Below are 17,371 nucleotides of genomic sequence, written 5' to 3' on the forward strand. Positions count from 1 at the left end.
CTGATGCCGGAGAAAATCGCCGAGGTGAACGGCATCGAGCTGTGCCACGAGACGTTCGGTTCGCCGGACGGCAGGCCCTTGCTGATGATCATGGGGCTGGCCTCGCAGATGATCTGGTGGGACGACGAACTCTGCGAAAAACTCGTGGCCGAGGGCTTCTACGTCATCCGCTACGACAACCGGGACGCCGGCCGGTCCAGCCGGATGGCCGGGCGGGTGAGCCTGCCGCTGGCCTACACCCTGCGCGTGGCGCCGTACTCGCTGAAAGATCTGGCGGACGACGCGGCCGGCCTGCTCGACGAACTCGGTATCGAGAGCGCGCACGTCGTGGGCGCGTCAATGGGCGGGATGGTCGCGCAGACCTTGGCCATCGAGCATCCGTCCCGGGTGCGCTCGCTGACGTCGATCATGTCGACCACCGGAAACCGGTTCGTCGGCAGGCCGAGCGCCCGCGCAGTCTCCATGCTGCTTTCGGCTCCTCCTCGCAATCGTGCGCAGTTCGTGGACTACCTGCTGCGCACGTTCCGGGTCATCGGTTCGCCGGGATATCCCTTCGACGAAGCCAGGATGCGGGAGCGCGCGGAACGTTCCTACGACCGCGGCGTCAATCCCGGCGGCACCGCGCGCCAGCTCGCGGCGATCATGTCCGGCCGGGATCGCTTCCGGGCACTGCGGAAAGTACGCGTGCCCGCCCTCGTCGTGCACGGTTCGAAGGACCCGCTCGTGCACGTCTCCGGCGGCCGGGCGACCGCCCGCGCGCTGCGCGAGTCCGAGCTGGACGTCGTCGCCGGGATGGGACACGACATTCCGCGCGCGATCTGGCCGCGGCTGGTGCGCGGCCTGGTCCGGACGGCCGACCGCGCCGACGTCGTCACCCGGCGAGCGTGATCGAACCCAGATGCGAGAAATGCGCCGCGACCCGTGAACCCGGGCGGAGGTCCACGGCGTCGGTCATCCCGCCGGTGAGCACGATCCACCCTGGTTCCAGCGCGAGCCCGCGGGCTCCCAAGGCGTTGGCCGCCAGGGCCAGCGCCTCCGCCGGATGTCCTTGCACGGCGGCGCCGGTGGCGGTGTCGACGATGTTCCCGTCCACCTCCAGCAACGCCGCTTCCAGCGAAAGATCCAGCGCGGACGCGTCGGCGCCGACCGGGCCCAGCGTGAAGTAGGCCGAAGAACCGTTGTCCGCCACCGCGTCCGGCAGCTTGAAGCGGTAGTCGCGGTAGCGGCTGTCGATGATCTCGACCCCGCCGTACACCTTGTCCACCGCCGCCAGCGCGGTCGCCGAGGTCACGCCCGGACCGGAAAGTCGTTGCCCCATGAGGAAAACCAGTTCCGGCTCGGCACGCGGATGGATCAGCCGCGGCACCGGGACCCCGGCGGGCAGCACCATCGCGTCGGTCAGCCACGCGAGCAACGGCGAGTCGATGCCCATCCTCCGCTGCTTCGCCCTCGACGTCAGGCCCAGCTTGACGCCGATCACGGTCTCGCCGCGCGCCTGCCGAAGCCGCAGCGCCTCGTCCTGGATCGCATACGCCGTATGGACGTCCAAGGCGGGCCACGCATCTGTCAGCGGCTCGCGTTCTTCTCCGGACAGCAGCGCTTCCGCCGCCTCCCGCACACCCAGGCTCACGCCCGCTCCTCCCCGGAGAACTTCGCCGTGACACTGCCGAGCCCGGCGATCGTCGAGACGACGGTGTCACCCGGGTTCACCGGGATCGCCCGCGTCATCGAACCCGGCAGCACGACATGTCCCGGTTCGAGCGCGACACCGAGCGGGCCGACCGTGTTCGCGAGCCACACCAGCGCGTTCACCGGCGATCCGAGCACCGCGCCGCCGGCACCGGTGGCCGCGATCTCGCCGTTCGAATGCAGGACGCAGCCCGCCAGCCGCAGGTCGACGTCGCCGATCGCGGTCGGCCTGCTGCCGAGCACCACACCGCCCGAGGACGCGTTGTCCGCGATGGTGTCGACGATGCTGATCTTCCAGTCCTGGATGCGGGAATCGACGATCTCCAGCGCCGGCACGACGAAGTCCACCGCCCGCAGCGCGTCCGCCACCGTGACACCGGGGCCGCGCAGCCGCGAGCCGAGCACGAACGCGATCTCCGGTTCGATCTTCGGCTGCAGGAAGCCGCCGATCGGGATCGGCTGGTGCTCGAGGTGGAACATCGAGCCGGTCAGGTGGCCGTAGTCGGGCTGGTCGACACCCATCTGCCGCTGCATGGCGGCCGACGCGAGGCCGACCTTGTGCCCGCGCACGCCGTCGCCGCGTTCGGCCCAACGGCGCACGAGCCGCTGCTGGATGCGGTACGCGTCCTCCAGCGTCGTGCCGGGATACGTCTCGATCAGGGGCGGGATCGGCTTGCCGGTCTCGTACGCGCTGAGCAGCGCGGCCGCGGCCTCCTGCAGCGTGCTGGCGTCCATGGGCTCCTTCCGACAGCCGAACTCTGCCCCTTCACCAGGGCCCGCACAAGATGCCCGTTCCGCTGGACGGTACGGACAGATTAGGCCGAAAGTGGCTTGTGCGGGCCCGATCATCACCTAGCCTGTGCCCGACAGTGCCCCGATGACAGGGAGTCCCATGTCCGATTGGTCCCTCTCACGGGCGAAGACCAGGATCGACCGCCGCGAGGAGCTCGACGAGCTCACCGCGCGCATCCGCTACGAGGTCCGCGTGCACCTCAACGAACCCGCCGCGCACAACGCTTACGACGAGCTGACCGACATCTTCGCCATCGGGCACGCGGAGTGTTCGGCCCTGCTCAGGCACCGCCGGGTCCTGCCGCTGTGGGAACGGCTGCTGCTCAAGCGCTACACGCGCCGCCTGTACGGCAAGGCGGTCTCGTCGACCGTCGGGGATCTCCCGGCCGACGCGGGCCCCGCTCCCGCGGCCGCGTTCGGCCCGGAAATCGCTTCACTGGCCCCGGATTCCGGCGACACCGGCGCGAAATACGACATGCAGGGCCGCGGGCTGGTCAACGTCTTCCGGATCGCGGCGGGCAGGCACGGGGAGAGCTGGGCGGACCGCCACGACGTCGCGACGACGTCCGCGCGCAACGTCCTGACCTGTTCCGCGGTCTTCCTGCGGCGCCGGGCCTGGCACGTCGTCTGGCCGGTGTACCGGGTGCGCGGCCTCCGGCTGTGGAAGCTCTAGGAATTCCCGGGCGGCCGGCGTCGTTGAGGACGGTATGACCGATCGCGCCACCGAAATCCTCGCCGGTTCGAAGACGATCGCCGTCGTGGGCCTCAGCCGCGATCCGGCCAAGGCCTCCCATGGCGTCGCCGCGGTGCTGCAGGCACATGGCTTCCGGATCATCCCCGTCCATCCCACGGCCGACGAGTTGCTGGGCGAGAAGGTCTACCGCTCGCTCGCCGACATCCCGGAGCCTGTCGACCTCGTCGACGTCTTCCGGCCCTCGGCGGACACCCCGCCGATCGCCGAGCAGGCCGTCGCGATCGGTGCGAAGGCGCTCTGGCTTCAGCAAGGAATCGTCTCCGCCGAGTCGCGCCGGATCGCCGAAGAAGGCGGTTTGGACTACGTCGAGGATCGGTGCACGGCGGTCGTCCGAGCGGTCGCGAGCCTCTCGGTGCGTTAGAAACGAACTTCACGCCGAACCCCTGCCGCACTTTTAGCGGCGGGGGTTCTTTCATATCCGTGAACAGAAGAAAATCCTCTGAAGTCATATTTCGAATTCGATGAGCCCGCCAGTTGGGCCAAACCGGTGATCTTCGCCAGACCCGCTCGGAGCTGCGCAAACCTGCCTTGGTCGGGACTTCGTTAAGAAACCTTCCCAACAGTGACCGGAGCTGTTAACGTCCGAATCCGCTTAGCGGAAACAGGTGCCGATCATCGGTACCCCGGTCCAACGGAGGGCGAAGTGGGCACACCACGCGGCCTGGATTCCAGTGGCACTCTCGAGCGCGGACTCGCCGTCCTCGAGCATGTTGGCCAGAACCAGGAGATTTCCACCAACGCGATCGCCAGGCAACTGGGTCTCTCCAGGAGCGCCGCCTACCGCATCGTCGGCACCCTCAAGAATCTCGAATATCTCGAAGCCGATCGCGCCACCGGCCGCGTGCGGCTCGGCACCCGGCTGGTCGAACTCGGCGCCCGCGCGATGGCGGCGACCGATCTCCACCGCTGCGCGCCGCGGTATCTCGCGTCGCTGGCCGAGCGGAGCGGCGAGACGACCTATCTCGCCGTCCCGGACAACGACACCATGGTCTACGTCGCCACCGAACGCAGCGCCAACGCCGTCACCCTCGCCTGTCGTCTCGGCACGCGCCGCCCCCAGCACGCGACGTCGCTGGGCAAGGCCTGGCTGGCCGCACTGCCCGAACAGGACCGCGTCGAGCGCATCCGCCGGATGAAACTCGACAGCCTCACCCTCAAGACGATCATCGATCCCGCCCGGCTTCTCGACGACCTCGCCAGGACGAGCCGTCGCGGCTGGGCCATCGACGAGATCGAGAACGAACCCGACGTCGGCTGCGTGGCCGCGGCGGTGCGCGATCACTCCGGACGGCCGATCGCGGCGATCAGCATCGCGGGCCCCGCCGGCCGCGTGCTCCGCCGGATCGACGAACTGGGCGCGACCGTCGCCGGGACGGCCGCCGCGCTGTCACTCCGGCTGGGTTACGTGCGGGCTCAGAGGGGCTGACGCGGTGGGCTGGATCCAGGACTACCAGCCGGCGGGCGGGCTGTGGTGGTCGGCGGCGCTCGCCGCGCTGCCGATCATCGTGCTGCTGGTGGCGTTGGGTGTCCTGCGGCGTTCGGCGCACCTTTCGGCGGCGCTGGCGCTGGTCACCGCGCTGGCGGTGGCGCTGCTGCTGTACCGGATGCCCGCCGGGCTGGCCTTCGACTCCGCGGCCATGGGCCTGGTGTTCGGGGTCTGGTCGGTCGCCTGGATCGCGTTCCACGCCGTGTATTTCCACAATGTCACCGTCGCGACCGGACGGTTCGACAACATCAAGGCCGTCCTCGCCGGATTCAGTGAGGACCGCCGTCTGCAGGCGCTGCTGATCGCGTTCGGCTTCGGCGCCTTGCTGGAAGGGATCGCGGGCGGTGGTTCACCCATCGCGATCACCGCGGCGATGATGGCGGCGCTCGGTTTCCCGCCGGTGAAGGCCGTCGTGCTCGCGCTGCTGGCGAACACCGCGCCGGTCGCGTTCGGCGGTCTCGGCAACCCGCTCATCGTGCTCGGCAGGCTGACCGCGCCGATCCTCGGGATGAAACAGGAACAGGCGACCGACCTGTTCTCGTCGATGGTCGGACGTCAGCTTCCGTTGCTGGCGTTGATCGTTCCGGGCTTCCTGATCGTGGTCCTGGCCGGCTGGAAACGGATGATCGAGGTCTGGCCCGCGGTGCTGACGGCCGGTCTGTCGTTCGCGATCATGCAGTTCGTCATCTCGAACTTCGTCAGCCCGAGCCTCGTCGACGTCGTCGCCGCGCTCGCCGCGATGGGCTCGCTGTGGGTCCTGACCCGGTTCTGGCAGCCGTCGACGGTGTGGCGTTTCGACGGCGAAGAACCGGTCAAGGCCGGCGCGAGTCTCGGGGCGGCGAAAGCCGATCGTGGCGCGCTGTACGCGTGGGCGCCGTACATCGTCTTGATCGTGGCGATCTTCCTTTCCCGGATCGGCACGATCTTCAAGAACCTGCCGGAATGGCTGGATCTGACCAGGTTGCTGCACAAGGCCGACTGGGTGTTCGCCTGGCCCGGGCTGCACAAGGAGGTCGTCCAGCACGCGCCGATCACGCCGAAGGACACTCCGTACGCGGCGACACTGACCGTCGACTTCCTTTATTCGCCGGGAACCGTGGCCCTGATCGCGGCGATCGCGGCCGGTTTCGCGATGGGCGCGAAACCCGGGCTGCTGCTGGCCACCTACCGGCGGACGCTGCACCAGATGCGGTGGGCGCTGGCGACGATCTTCATGATCCTCGCGATCGCGTTCGTGATGAACTATTCGGGTGCGACACAGACACTCGGGCTCGCCTTGGCGACGACCGGCGTGCTGTTCCCGTTGTTCTCCGCCTACATCGGCTGGCTGGGCGTCTTCCTCACCGGCTCCGACGCGTCGACGAACAGTCTTTTCGGGCCGATGCAGGTGATTTCGGCTCAGCAACTGGGCGTCGACCCGATCCTCGCCGGCGCGACGAACACCTCGGGCGGCGTGATGGGCAAGATGATCTCGCCCCAGAACCTGTCCATCGGCGCCACCGCGATCGGGCAGAGCGGAAAGGAAGGCGCGCTGCTGCGGCAGACGTTCCTGTGGTCGGTCCTGCTGACCGCCGTGGTCGGGGTGATCTCGCTGCTGCAGGCGACCGTGCTCAGCTTCATGATCCCGTCGTGAGAGGGATTCCATCAACCGACGCTAATGAATAGAGGCGGACGAAGAATGTCCACAGTGGTCATCCGATCTTAACCGCCCGCTGGTCTGGATGGATGAACGGCTAACGCACCGGACGAAATGCGAACTACCGTTGCCTCATGCCCATGACGCTGATCAAAGGTACGTTCCAGCTTGTCGGAGCCTCACCGGACGGCGATTCGGTGCGGTTCTATCCCGACGACCCCCTGGCGACGAAGAAGGCAGGCCTCAAGGTCCGCCTCAATTCCCGGGGCGGGATGCAGTTGCGGCTCGACGCCATCGACGCGCTCGAAACGCATTACCAGGCCAGGGGAACCGGAGGAATGTGGCACCAGCCCGCGGAATTCGCCGACGCGGCCGCCGCGAACCTCCTGAAAGGCCTCGGCTTCAAGAAGGTCGAACGCGACGAACGCGGCCGGGTCACTTCGGCGACTCCGATCAAGGTACCTGGTCACATACTGACGCGATTCGCGGACAAATACGGACGAGCGGTGGCCTTCGCCTTTCCCGGACAACGGCCGGGAAGGTCGGCGGATCTTTCAAAAGTCCATCTCGACGTCAAAACTTTGAAGAACTCGGCGAACTACCGGCAGGTCGCCGAGGGGCTCGTCTACCCGACGTTCTATTCACTGCTTTACCCCGATCTTCGTGACGCCTTGGCCGAAGCCGCGGTCAAAGCGCGCCAAGACGGGCTCGGGTTGTGGCCGCAGGACGTCACGAACTCCGGATTCAAGCTTTCGGCCCGGCGCCAGCTGTCCGACGAACTGGTGCTCCTGCCGAAACTGTTCCGCCGTCTCGTCGACTATCTCGCGCTCGACGAAACCGGCGGCGTCTCGCTGACCGGGTTCTCCGCCTTCCTCGATTCCCGCAACGACCGGCTGTTCACCCTCCCGGACGGCCACGCGACGGAGTTCGAGACCTTGGTGAGCGTGAAACGGCAGGCAGTAGAGCTGACCGTGGAGCCGGAGCGGATCGTCTTCCTCGAAGCATGACCACCCCTGCCACTCCTGCTGTAGGGAAAAAGACCGTACCTCCTCCCCCCTCCGACGTGCTCATCTGAAAGGTGGGAGAGGGAGCCGATGCAAGCAGACAGTTCGCACCGGTCGGAGGAGGTCGACGGCCGGATGGAGTCAGCCGCGAAACTCATCGACGTCGTCCGTGTCCTCGTCGTGCGCTATTGCCGGGCGCGGATCGGGCGGCGTTCGGGTACCTATGAAGCCGCCGACGCGGTCGCGAAGGACAGCTGTCTCGCGATCCTCACCGGGGCCGCCGAGGCACCCGTCCTTCTCGCGTTCGCCTACGACGTCACGCGTGGTCAGGTCGACTACTTCAACCTCGCCCGCGGCGAACTGCCGAACCCGCTTTCCGGGCTGCCGGGCACGCAGCGGGAGATCATGGTGCTGCGTTCGCTCGTCGGGCTCTCCGCCGACGACACCGCGCTGGCGCTCGGCTGTTCCGTGCAGGCCGTCCGGCTGGGCCAGCACCGGGCCCTCACCACCCTGCGCCCCACCCCCGCCTGACGCAATTAGTCCTCTAGTTGCGCCCCCCTTCACGCCCTCCGAGACCCTGAATACGGCCTCGGGGCGCAACTAGACGACTAATTGCGGCAGTTGCCAGCGCAACCAGAGGACTACTTGCGGCAGTCCGCCGCACGGTTCAGCAGCAGGGTGCGTTCCCGGTCGTTCCCGGTCATCTCCGCCGCCCGCTCGAACTCGGCCCGGGCTTCGTCGAGGCGGCCGAGTTTGGCCAGGAAGTCGCCGCGCACGCTCGGCAGCAGGTGATACGACTTGAGAGCGGGCTCGGACGTCAGCTTGTCGACGACGTCGAGTCCCGCCTGCGGCCCGAAGGCCATCGACAGCGCCACCGCGCGGTTGAGTTCGATGACCGGTGACGGGTTCAGCTTCCCGAGCCCTTCGTAGAGGACCGCGATGCGCTCCCAGTCGGTCTCGTCGCCCGTGCGCGCCCGTGCGTGGCAGGCCGCGATGGCCGCCTGGGCCGCGTAGACGCCGAAAGCGCCGTCGGCCAGCAACTCGGCGAACTCCAGTGCGGCGAGACCGCGGCCGATCAGGATCCTGTTCCAGCGCGTTCGGTCCTGTTCCAGCAGCAGCACGGGCTCGCCGTTGGGGCCGACCCGCGCGGCGGACCGCGAAGCCTGGATCTCCATCAGCGAAACGAGGCCGTGCACCTCGGGTTCCTTCGGCATGAGCCCGGCCAGGATCCGGCCGAGCCGCAGGGCCTCCTCGCACAACCCCGGGCGCATCCAGTCCTCGCCCGCCGTCGCCGAATATCCCTCGTTGAAGATCAGGTAGATCACTTCGAGCACCGAAGACAGCCGTGCGACCCGATCGGCGCCCTCGGGCACCTCGAACGGCACTTTGGCGTCGCCGAGCGTCTTCTTCGCCCGGACGATCCGCTGCGCGATGGCCGTTTCCTTGGCCAAGAACGCCCGCGCGATCTCGTGCGTCTGGAGCCCGCCGATCATCTTCAGCGTGAGCGCCACCCTGGCCTCGGTCGAGAGCACCGGGTGACAGGCGGTGAACACCAGCCGCAGCAGGTCGTCCTCGATGTGGTCGTCGAGGCCGGCGGTGAAGTCGGGTTCTTCCTCGAACTCCTGCTCGCGGCCGATCTCGCCGAGCTTCCGTTCGTACCGCTCGTTGCGGCGGAAGACGTCGACGGCGCGGCGTTTGGCCGTGGTCATGAGCCAGGCGCCCGGATTCCTCGGGACGCCTGCCTCAGGCCATTGTTCGAGCGCGGCGACCAGCGCGTCCTGCGCCAGTTCCTCGGCAAGGCCGACGTCGCGGGTCATGCGCGCGAGGCCGGCGATGAGGCGTGGGGACTCGATCCGCCACACCGCGTCGATCGCCGAACGGGGGTCTGCTGTTGCCGTCACGCCGACCAATCAACATCGTCGGCGCGACGACCGCAACCATTACTTGCCCTCGGCCTGCTCCCGCAGGTTCCGCTCGTGCTCGACGATCTCGGGGGTGGCGTTGGAGAAGTCTTCGAGCTCGAACACGCGGCGGAGCTCGATCTCGCCCTCGCGGAACGGTGCCCGCTTCATCCATTCGATGACCTCGGCCTTGTCCTTGACCTGCAGGATCCAGAAACCCGCGATGAGTTCCTTGCTCTCGGCGAAGGGCCCGTCGACGACCCTGGCCTCGGAGTCGCCGGAGTACTGGATGCGCATACCTTCGGAGCTGGGGTGCAGACCTTCACCCGCGAGCATGACGCCGGCCTTCACCAGCTCCTCGTTGAACTTCCCCATCTCCTCCAGCTCTTCGGTGCTCGGCTGGGTGCCGGCCGTGTCGGTCTCGCCGTCGCTCTTGACGATCACCATGAAGCGCATCTCGTTGTCTCCGTTCCCGGCGGGGGCTCGTCCCCTGCCTCATCAACGCGTCGATCGGGCACCCCAGGATTCGACACGGCCCCCGAACTTTTTTCCGCGAGTATTCGACCAGCCGGGAAACCGCAGGTCAACCGCACATGAAACAATCTTCGACCGTGGCCGTCCTCCCCCCTGACCTCCGCTCCGCCCTCGACGCGGAGCTCGGCAAGTACCCGCAGACCAGGCTGACGCAGTCCGTCGAGCGGCTCAGCTCGCGCTACCGCGACAACAGCCCGGCGACGGCTCCGATCCTCTCTTCCGAGGTCGACATCGCCGCGTACGCGGGTTACCGGATGCCGGCGACCTACGCGGCCGTACACGCAGTTCTCGCCGAAGCCGCCCTTCGCGCACCTGGGTTCGCTCCGCGGACGCAGATCGACGTCGGCGGCGGTACCGGCGCGGCGATCTGGGCGGCGGCCGACGTCTGGCCGTCGCTGGAGGAGAGCACCGTGGTGGAGCAGGTCCCCGGCGCGATCGCGCTCGGGCGGCGGCTCGCCGGGAACGCCGGAGGCAAGGCCGTTCGCGGCTCGAATTGGCAGCGGGGCCTGATCGACACGGCCGCCCCCGCGCCGGACGCCGACCTGGTGACCCTCTCCTACGTCCTGGGCGAGCTGCCCGAGGCTCGCCGGGCCGACGTCGTCCGCTGGCTGTCGGCGAAGGCCGGGATGCTGGTGCTGATCGAACCCGGCACCCCTGGCGGGTACGAACGGATCGTCGAAGCACGGGATCAGCTGGTCGGCCTCGGCCTCTCGCTGGTCGCGCCGTGCCCCCACGAGGGCGATTGCCCGATCCCGCGCGGCAAGGACTGGTGCCATTTCTCCGCCCGCCTGCCGCGCAACGGCCTGCACCGCCGGCTCAAGTCCGCGACGCTCGACTTCGAAGACGAGAAGTTCTCCTACGTCGTCGCGTCCAGGACGGCGCCGGAGCGAGCGGCCGGCCGGATCCTGCGGCATCCCGTCAAACGCAAGGGCATGGTCAGCCTGACCCTGTGCGCGGAATCCGGGCTCACCGAATCGATCGTCACCAAACGGCACGGCACGGCCTACCGCGCGGCACGCGACGTCGAATGGGGCGACGCCTGGCCGGGTCAGTCCCCACGCATTTAGTCCACTGTGGACTGACGGCCTCGCCGGGCGAGGTTGCCGATGACGTTGAGCAGCGCGCCGAGCGCCGGGTTGTCGTTGCCGCGCCGCCACATCAGCTCCAGTTCCACCGGACGGCCCTCGATCCCGTCCACCGGACGGAGCACGACACCTTCGAACCGGAGCGCGGCGGCCGCGGCGGGTACCAGTGCCACCCCGAGATCCGCCTTCACCAGCGCAAGGATCGTGTGCACCTGACTCGGGTACTGCGTGTACGCCGGCAGCACCCGCGCCGCGCGGAACACCGCCACGACCACGTCGTGGAAGTACCGGCCCTCCGACGGCGAGAACAGGATGAACGGCTCGCCGTCGAAGTCGCGGACGTCGGGATTCTTCTTGCGCCGTGCCAACGGATGCGTCACCGGCAAAGCCGCGAGCAGCGGCTCGCGCCACAGCGGCAGGGTCACGATGTCGCCGCCGGTGACCGGCGGCCGGATCAGGCCGACGTCGATCCCGTCCGCCAATAACTCCTCCACCTGCACCGACGTCACCATCTCCCGCAGCACCAGATCGAGGCCGGGCAATTCGGCGTTCGCCGCGGAGAGGACGCGTTCGAGGTACGAATACGCCACGGTGGCGGTGAAACCGAGTGTGACGACACCGACTTCCCCCTGTTTCGCCCGCCGCACGTACAGCGTCGCCTCATGCGACGAACGCAGTATTTTCCTTGCCTCGGCGAGAAAAACCCGTCCGGCGGGTGTCAGCCGGACCGTGCGGTGCGTACGGTCGAAAAGTTCGACCCCCAGTTCCCGCTCCAGCAACTGGATCCGCCTGCTCAACGGCGGCTGGGTCATCGAAAGTCGTTCAGCCGCACGGCCGTAGTGCAGTTCCTCGGCCACCGCGACGAAACTCACCAGCTGTTCGAGGGAGAACACCTATCCAGTCTAGGTATCGAACAGTGGCGAACAAGCGCCGAATCGGTATCAGTCCGGCCTTTGTCACCATGCGAGAAACTTCTTCGGTATCAATGTAATGAGCCGAAGAGGCGAGCGATCCTCGTCGGAACGGACGCAGGCGGAGACCAATCGTCCGTTCAGCCGGTTCCGATGCCCCGCTCTGCGCATAGGGTGGAATCCTGCGCGATCCGTGCCTTCGTCCCAGCCCTCGGCGGTGGCCGTTCGACGGCGATCCCCTGGAGGGCTGATGTGCGTACGCATTCTCGAAACCCGGGCCAAGCGGGGGAATCCGATCCTCCGGCTCCTGGTCCGCATTCAGCTGAAGGCCTCCTGGCGCTGAGCGCACGCGCGAAGCCGGCTGATCGCCCGATGTTTGGTCACCCGCACCCGTGACGACGTCGTGCCCAGCGCGGCCGCGGTCTCGTTCGAGGTGAGTTCCCCGATCACGCGAAGCCCCAGCACATCCCGGTGGGCGACCGGCAGCATCCGCATCAGCCTCCCGAGCCGGACCCCGAGTTCCGCCCGCAGGGCGCGCTGTTCCGGGTCCTCCGCGGCTTCGGCCGGACACTCCGGGACGTCGTCGGTCAGGATCAGCCGGCTCCGCGCCGCCTTGCGGAAGACGTCGGCGACCTTGTTCGCCGCGATGGCCCGCATGAGGAACAGGAACGAACCGCCGCGTAGGCCGTAGCGGGGGACCGCGACGAAGAGCGCGAGACAGATCTCCTGGGCGACGTCGGCGGGTTCGAGATAGGTCAGGTCCCGGCCGCCCAGCCGGGCTTCGGCGTAGCGCCCCGCCCACGGCATGAGGGCGACCATGAGTTCCTCCATGGCGCGCGGTTCACCGAACGCGGCCGCCTTGGCGAGCCCGTCCCATCCGGCCGGCGAGATCCACGCTCCGCCGTCACCGGTTGTCCGCGCCAGAAAATCGTCACCGTCACCCATACCCGCGCTCCCCGCGTGATGATGCAACCCGGCCGCCGGGGTCTGGGACGGACGTTCGGCCTGACCGGGGCTTTCGCCCCGTCGCGCCGAACGCGGACAACGGTAGTCGAGGAATCCGGCCGGCTCAATCAACGAGGGTTCGCGACAAATTGTCCGGCTCTCAGGAAAACCGGACAGATTCTCACCATTGGTCTGGACAAGTCGATCAACGGGACGTAACTTCCCGTGCCGTGGCCCCTCGCCAAGGCCGCAGAAGCAGGCCGGGAACGCGCCCCCGGCCGATATCCGCACGCACCCCGTGGCGCACGTTCACGTTCGCCACGGGATACAGCCGAGGAGTGAATTGTGCGCATCCGCCAGAAGATCCGGCGCGTCCTGACCGCGCTGACCGTCGTTCTCCCCCTGGTCACCGGTGTTTCGGCGCTTTCCGCGTCCACCGCGACCGCGGCGGGCCCCGACCCCCTCCCGTTGACCGTCACGAACAATTCGAACCGGTCGGACGCGGTCCACCTCTACGTTCTCGGGACGAACCTCAACACCGGGAAGCTGGGCTACGTCAATGCCGACGGGGCCTTCTCCGCCTGGCCACCAGGCGCGAACCCGCCCAGCCCCGCGCCGGACGTCTCGATCGCTGGTCCCGGCAACGGCGGCTCGACGACGTTGAAGATCCCGAAGATGATCTCGGGCCGGGTCTACATGTCATTCGGTGAGAAACTGCGGTTCCTTCTCACCCCGGACGGCCTGGTGCAACCCGCGCCGTGGGCCGCCGGCGACCCGAACCGCGACGTCCTGTTCGACTGGAGCGAATTCACCTACGACAACGCGGGCCTGTTCATCAACAGCTCGCAGGTCGACATGTTCAGCGTCCCCCACGCCGTCGGGCTGACGAACGCCGCCGGCGAGAACAAGGAAGCCGGGCGGCTCAAGGACAACGGCCGGGAGAACATCTTCAACGCCATCCAAGGGCAGCCGGATTTCTCCAGTCTGATCTACAAACGCGGTGACGGAACGGCCCTGCGGGTCCTCGCGCCCGGCAAGGGCCTCGACACCGGCGGGTTCACCGCGAACTACCTCGACGGCTACATCACGGACGCGTGGAACACCTACAAGTCGACACCCCTGACCGTGGTCCCGTTCGAAGCCGATCCCGGCAACAAGTTCACCGGGAAGACCGACGGGGACGTCCTGAAGTTCACCGACACCTCGGGCGCCGAGGTGGCGACGTTCGGCAAGCCGAGCACACGCGACGTCTTCAACTGCGATGGGAAGCTCCAGGCCCCGAACGACCAGATCGTCGGGCCGATCGCGCGGACGCTGTGCGCGGCGCTGCACCGGTCGACCCTCGGTGTCCTGCACACGCAGCCGACCTACGAAGCAGGCGAGTTCTACAAGGGTGCGGTGACCGACCACTATTCGAAGATCGTGCACGACCAGATGGTCGACGGTAAGGCGTACGGATTCGCCTTCGACGACGTCGGGCATTTCGAGTCGCTGGTGCATGACGGGAACCCGCAGAGCGCGCGGATCATTCTGACAGCCTTCTAGAGCCTCGTGAGTGGTAGTGACGGTTCTAACCGTCACTACCACTCACGAGCCCTGTACCGCACACATTTCCGGTGCCATTCCAAAATCCCGGACATCCACTCCTTCATATTGTCCGCATACCGCACCAGCACGGCACGGACGCCGTCGCCGAGCCCGAGGTCGGCGCACATCTGCGGCAGGTCCTCGTTCGCGAGCTGTTCGAACTGTTCCATCCGCGCGTTCATCAGCCGCGCCGCGATGTCCCTGGCGAGGTTCCGGTCCACATCGAGGAACCGCTCGACGACGTAGACGAGGTTGTGCACTTCGCCTTCGTACTCGATTTCTTTCTGGTACGAGAAAAGGTCGTTGATGAAGGCCGCGTAGTCCTGCGCCGCGGTGTCGAGTTCGTGCAGGACCCGGTTCTGGTAGATCTCCGGCGGCACGACGTCGCCGAGTTGCAGCCGCGCGAGGCTCTTCGTGAGATCCGATCCGAACGTCCGCCGCCGCATCTCCACGTAGTCGACGGGGTCGGGGATCCGGTTCTGTGCCTGGTTGAGCACCTCCCAGACCCAACTCTCGGTCATGCTCTCGATCGCCCGCCGGAAGTCGGCCCGCGCGGGCCGTTCCAGCGGTCCGGCGGTGCGGTTCCACAGATCGACGAGGCCGCGTTCGACCGGGTTCACCGGTTCCGGCACCGGCTCGCCGTCGAGTGGCATGAACACGGAAAGGCGGTCGCTACAGAGTTTCGCGGCCACGGGGTCCCGTTTCAGCCCGAAGAGCAACGGGAAGTAGTCATCGCCGTAGGTGCCCCACGCGAGCCAGTCCGACGACACCTTGAGCTGTTCAAGATCCGCGTCGGCGTGGATCATCGCCGCGCAGTGCGGGAAGTCGAAGCCGCGGAACCGGCGCTCGTCCCAGACACCGCCTCGCTCGACGCCCGGCACCGAGTCGAACATGCCCATCTCCCTCGCCCAGCCCGGCGCGTAGGCGCGGGCGGCGGCGAGGTGCGGGCTGGTGCGGATCGGGTACGGCATGCGGAATTCGGGCAGCGGCAGGTGCCCCACCTTCGCGAACGGTGCCGGTGCCTGCTGCCGCGTCCGCCGTCCGAGCCCCAGCCGGTTCGGCGAAAGCCGGAGCGACTTCGTACCGAGCCCCGTCGGCCCGCCGAGACCGCCGTTCGTACCGGAAACCGTGCCTTCGTTCATGTACCGGCTCGACCGCGCGTGCCATTCGTGGCCACCGGACTGCCAGTCCTGCAGTCCTTTGACGTACAGGCCGATCCCGACCTGGTCCAGCAGGGGGACGTCGTGTTCGACCAGCAACGCGGGCACCTCGACGAGCGCCGTGTTCTCGAACTGCTGCAGCCGGGAGGTCAGCAGGTCGTTCGTGAGTTCGGCCGCCTCCTGCGTCGAGCAGTCGAGGAACTTCTCGAAAACGAGGACGGCGTTGGAGTTCTCGCCTTCTTCCCGCACCTCACGCTGATAGGAGAAGAGGTCGTTGCGCAGGTGGACGGCGTCGGCGAAGGTGTCGCGCAGGACCTCCATCGGCCTGGTGGCGGCGACCTTGTCGGGAACCTCGGCGCCGACGGCGTACTCGATCAGGTTGGCCGACCACGGCGCCCCGCCGACCCGGCGGCGCATCTGGATGTACTCGATGGGGTTCGCGATCCGGCCGCGGTCGATGTTGTCCAGTTCCCAGAGCGATTCGACCATCAGGTTGTGCGTGCTGGTGACGAACCGTTTCCGCCAGGCCTCCGACATCGACGGGATGGTGCGCGCCCAAAGGTCTTCGAGCCCGGCCTCGGCGGGATTCTCCGGTTCCGGCGGCGTTTCCCCGGTGCCGGTCATGAATAATTCCAGCCGGTCCAGATAAGCCTTGGCACCGGCGGTATCCCGCGTGTACTTGAATTGCGCGAGGAAATCGTCGTCGAAAAAGAACACCCACACGTACCAGTCCGTGACCAGATCGAGGGACGGCCCGTCACAGTCCGGATGAGTGTGCGCGCAGAGCAGGGCGTAATCCATCTTCGCCAGCGCCTGCTCGGTCCAGACGACGTCGCCGGACGGGGACGGCGAATCGAGCATGCCCATCTTTCCTGCCCAAGCCATGCTGTGCGCCCGCGCCGCTTCCAGGTGCGGGTTTATCCGCGCCGGATGCGGCACGTAGAACTCGGGCAAGGTGAAAGCCTGCATCTGCGGTTGCCTCCCGGCCGGGTGGGTCGATGACAGCTCGACATTTCCAGCCGCCGGGCACACCGGGCAACGGCCACCTGAGCGATTCGGCGCACTATGGAGTGAACCGTTCCAGTGACGGATTCAGTTCCAAAGAGAAGCGGTGTCGATATACGGTTCGAGAAGCCCCGTCAATATCGCGTCGCCGTTTCCGTTGAGGTCGTCCTCCGCGATCCGCCGCGCGACGCCGACGAGGAAATCGGCCACCTGAACCCGCGGATCCGTCCTCGAATCGACGAAGCGCAACCCGCCCAGCCGGGGACTCGACACGATCTCCGCCAGCCGTTCGTCCTTGAGCGACGGCTGTTCGTCGTGGACGAGGAAGACCGGGTCGCCGTTCTCGCTCCAGTACTCGAGAGCGCGGAGGATCGCGGGGACCAAGGGATCGAGGACCTTCGCGCTGCGCAACTCGGCCGTCTTCGCTCGCAGTTCCTCGGTGTCGTCCACCATGGCGAAGAACGACCCGGCCGCCGGATCGCGCCGGTTCCTGGTCCGCAGCACGTCGTTGAACGCCGCCAGCAGTTCCTGGTCCGGCGAGACCTCGCGGCCGAGGAGGTCACGGAGTTTGGCGGCCAGGAGCAGTTTCTTGTCGACGAGGTACACGCTGGCGCGGCCGTGGACCGGCCCTTGTGGACCGAGGAACCATTCGAGGACCAGGCGGTGTTTCGTACGGAGCAGGTGGTTCGCCTTGTACTCGACCGCCGGCGAGCGGATCCTGCGGCGCAGTTCCGCCAGACAGCCCTTGGCGGCCTCGGTGCTCAGCCGGACCCCCGCGTGCGCGAACACGTCGGTCTGCCCGCCGATCAGCTTCTCGCCCTCCGACCCGGACTCGTCGCAGGCGATTTCGAGGTGCACCCTCCGGATCCTGCCCGACCGGCA

The 17,371-nt window shown here is 67.5% G+C and carries 17 protein-coding genes; 9 read left to right on the forward strand and 8 right to left on the reverse strand.

The features are described from left to right. Nucleotides 1-3: 3 nt before the first annotated feature. Complete coding sequence (locus ACLJRL_RS09575) at nt 4-888, forward strand: alpha/beta fold hydrolase (protein WP_410655720.1); 885 nt, start codon at nt 4-6, stop codon at nt 886-888. Here ACLJRL_RS09575 and ACLJRL_RS09580 read toward each other — a convergent pair. Continuing rightward, a complete protein-coding gene (locus ACLJRL_RS09580) occupies nt 872-1,630 on the reverse strand; it encodes a 2-keto-4-pentenoate hydratase (RefSeq protein ID WP_410655721.1) in 759 nt (252 codons plus the stop codon). The two genes, ACLJRL_RS09575 and ACLJRL_RS09580, sit on opposite strands and share 17 nt — an antisense overlap. Continuing rightward, nucleotides 1,627-2,424: a 2-keto-4-pentenoate hydratase gene (locus ACLJRL_RS09585; RefSeq protein WP_410655722.1), complete on the reverse strand. Its 798-nt coding sequence runs from the start codon at nt 2,422-2,424 to the stop codon at nt 1,627-1,629. The genes ACLJRL_RS09580 and ACLJRL_RS09585 overlap by 4 nt, the downstream gene beginning before the upstream one ends. Nucleotides 2,425-2,581: 157 nt before the next feature. On the opposite strand from ACLJRL_RS09585, the gene ACLJRL_RS09590 reads away from it, so the two are divergent. The 6 genes from ACLJRL_RS09590 (at nt 2,582) to ACLJRL_RS09615 (ending at nt 7,892) form a co-directional block, all read left to right on the forward strand. Beyond that, complete coding sequence (locus tag ACLJRL_RS09590; protein ID WP_410655723.1) at nt 2,582-3,154, forward strand: hypothetical protein; 573 nt, start codon at nt 2,582-2,584, stop codon at nt 3,152-3,154. Nucleotides 3,155-3,188: 34 nt separating this feature from the next. Further along, the gene (locus tag ACLJRL_RS09595; RefSeq protein ID WP_410655724.1) at nt 3,189-3,596 is read left to right on the forward strand and encodes a CoA-binding protein; all 408 of its coding nucleotides are present in this window, start codon (nt 3,189-3,191) and stop codon (nt 3,594-3,596) included. 282 nt (nt 3,597-3,878) lie between these two features. After that, nucleotides 3,879-4,661: an IclR family transcriptional regulator gene (locus tag ACLJRL_RS09600; protein ID WP_410655725.1), complete on the forward strand. Its 783-nt coding sequence runs from the start codon at nt 3,879-3,881 to the stop codon at nt 4,659-4,661. A 4-nt stretch (nt 4,662-4,665) separates the two neighbouring features. Continuing rightward, nucleotides 4,666-6,354 carry an L-lactate permease gene (locus ACLJRL_RS09605; RefSeq protein WP_410655726.1) on the forward strand — a complete coding sequence of 563 codons (1,689 nt, stop codon included), beginning with the start codon at nt 4,666-4,668 and terminating at the stop codon, nt 6,352-6,354. A 137-nt stretch (nt 6,355-6,491) separates the two neighbouring features. Further along, nucleotides 6,492-7,364, forward strand: a complete 873-nt coding sequence (locus ACLJRL_RS09610) for a nuclease (protein ID WP_410655727.1) — start codon at nt 6,492-6,494, stop codon at nt 7,362-7,364. Nucleotides 7,365-7,451: 87 nt separating this feature from the next. Next, nucleotides 7,452-7,892, forward strand: coding sequence for a sigma factor-like helix-turn-helix DNA-binding protein (locus ACLJRL_RS09615; protein WP_410655728.1), 441 nt, complete (start codon nt 7,452-7,454; stop codon nt 7,890-7,892). 110 nt (nt 7,893-8,002) lie between these two features. On the opposite strand, the gene ACLJRL_RS09620 is transcribed toward ACLJRL_RS09615, so the two are convergent. Together ACLJRL_RS09620 and ACLJRL_RS09625 are read right to left on the reverse strand one after the other, a co-directional pair. After that, nucleotides 8,003-9,271 (reverse strand): RNA polymerase sigma factor, encoded by a 1,269-nt coding sequence (locus ACLJRL_RS09620; RefSeq protein WP_410655729.1) that lies wholly within the window; start codon nt 9,269-9,271, stop codon nt 8,003-8,005. Nucleotides 9,272-9,301: 30 nt separating this feature from the next. Continuing rightward, nucleotides 9,302-9,718, reverse strand: coding sequence for a YciI family protein (locus ACLJRL_RS09625; protein ID WP_410655730.1), 417 nt, complete (start codon nt 9,716-9,718; stop codon nt 9,302-9,304). A 155-nt stretch (nt 9,719-9,873) separates the two neighbouring features. Here ACLJRL_RS09625 and ACLJRL_RS09630 point away from each other — a divergent pair, with 155 nt between their 5' ends. Next, a complete protein-coding gene (locus tag ACLJRL_RS09630; RefSeq protein WP_410655731.1) occupies nt 9,874-10,863 on the forward strand; it encodes a small ribosomal subunit Rsm22 family protein in 990 nt (329 codons plus the stop codon). Here ACLJRL_RS09630 and ACLJRL_RS09635 read toward each other — a convergent pair. Continuing rightward, a complete protein-coding gene (locus ACLJRL_RS09635) occupies nt 10,860-11,774 on the reverse strand; it encodes a LysR family transcriptional regulator (RefSeq protein ID WP_410655732.1) in 915 nt (304 codons plus the stop codon). The two genes, ACLJRL_RS09630 and ACLJRL_RS09635, sit on opposite strands and share 4 nt — an antisense overlap. Before the next feature lie 336 nt (nt 11,775-12,110). Further along, nucleotides 12,111-12,737, reverse strand: a complete 627-nt coding sequence (locus tag ACLJRL_RS09640) for a sigma-70 family RNA polymerase sigma factor (RefSeq protein WP_410655733.1) — start codon at nt 12,735-12,737, stop codon at nt 12,111-12,113. 345 nt (nt 12,738-13,082) lie between these two features. Between ACLJRL_RS09640 and ACLJRL_RS09645 the strand changes: the two genes are divergently transcribed. Further along, nucleotides 13,083-14,282 (forward strand): glycoside hydrolase family 64 protein, encoded by a 1,200-nt coding sequence (locus tag ACLJRL_RS09645; protein ID WP_410655734.1) that lies wholly within the window; start codon nt 13,083-13,085, stop codon nt 14,280-14,282. A 35-nt stretch (nt 14,283-14,317) separates the two neighbouring features. Here ACLJRL_RS09645 and ACLJRL_RS09650 read toward each other — a convergent pair whose 3' ends face one another. Both ACLJRL_RS09650 and ACLJRL_RS09655 read right to left on the reverse strand, forming a co-directional pair. Further along, the gene (locus ACLJRL_RS09650) at nt 14,318-16,453 is read right to left on the reverse strand and encodes a terpene synthase family protein (protein WP_410655735.1); all 2,136 of its coding nucleotides are present in this window, start codon (nt 16,451-16,453) and stop codon (nt 14,318-14,320) included. Between the two features lie 123 nt (nt 16,454-16,576). After that, the gene (locus ACLJRL_RS09655; protein ID WP_410655736.1) at nt 16,577-17,347 is read right to left on the reverse strand and encodes a DUF3800 domain-containing protein; all 771 of its coding nucleotides are present in this window, start codon (nt 17,345-17,347) and stop codon (nt 16,577-16,579) included. Nucleotides 17,348-17,371 lie beyond the last annotated feature (24 nt).

The organism is Amycolatopsis sp. lyj-112, assembly GCF_046549055.1.
Taxonomy (GTDB): domain Bacteria; phylum Actinomycetota; class Actinomycetes; order Mycobacteriales; family Pseudonocardiaceae; genus Amycolatopsis.

Coding starts and splice junctions, on each gene's coding strand:
- ACLJRL_RS09625 (WP_410655730.1), bottom strand. CDS start 9,718: ATGCGCTTCATGGTGATCGTCAAGAGCGACGGCGAGACCGACACGGCC.
- ACLJRL_RS09650 (WP_410655735.1), bottom strand. CDS start 16,453: ATGCAGGCTTTCACCTTGCCCGAGTTCTACGTGCCGCATCCGGCGCGG.
- ACLJRL_RS09615 (WP_410655728.1), top strand. CDS start 7,452: ATGCAAGCAGACAGTTCGCACCGGTCGGAGGAGGTCGACGGCCGGATG.
- ACLJRL_RS09585 (WP_410655722.1), bottom strand. CDS start 2,424: ATGGACGCCAGCACGCTGCAGGAGGCCGCGGCCGCGCTGCTCAGCGCG.
- ACLJRL_RS09640 (WP_410655733.1), bottom strand. CDS start 12,737: ATGGGTGACGGTGACGATTTTCTGGCGCGGACAACCGGTGACGGCGGA.
- ACLJRL_RS09575 (WP_410655720.1), top strand. CDS start 4: ATGCCGGAGAAAATCGCCGAGGTGAACGGCATCGAGCTGTGCCACGAG.
- ACLJRL_RS09595 (WP_410655724.1), top strand. CDS start 3,189: ATGACCGATCGCGCCACCGAAATCCTCGCCGGTTCGAAGACGATCGCC.
- ACLJRL_RS09590 (WP_410655723.1), top strand. CDS start 2,582: ATGTCCGATTGGTCCCTCTCACGGGCGAAGACCAGGATCGACCGCCGC.
- ACLJRL_RS09610 (WP_410655727.1), top strand. CDS start 6,492: ATGCCCATGACGCTGATCAAAGGTACGTTCCAGCTTGTCGGAGCCTCA.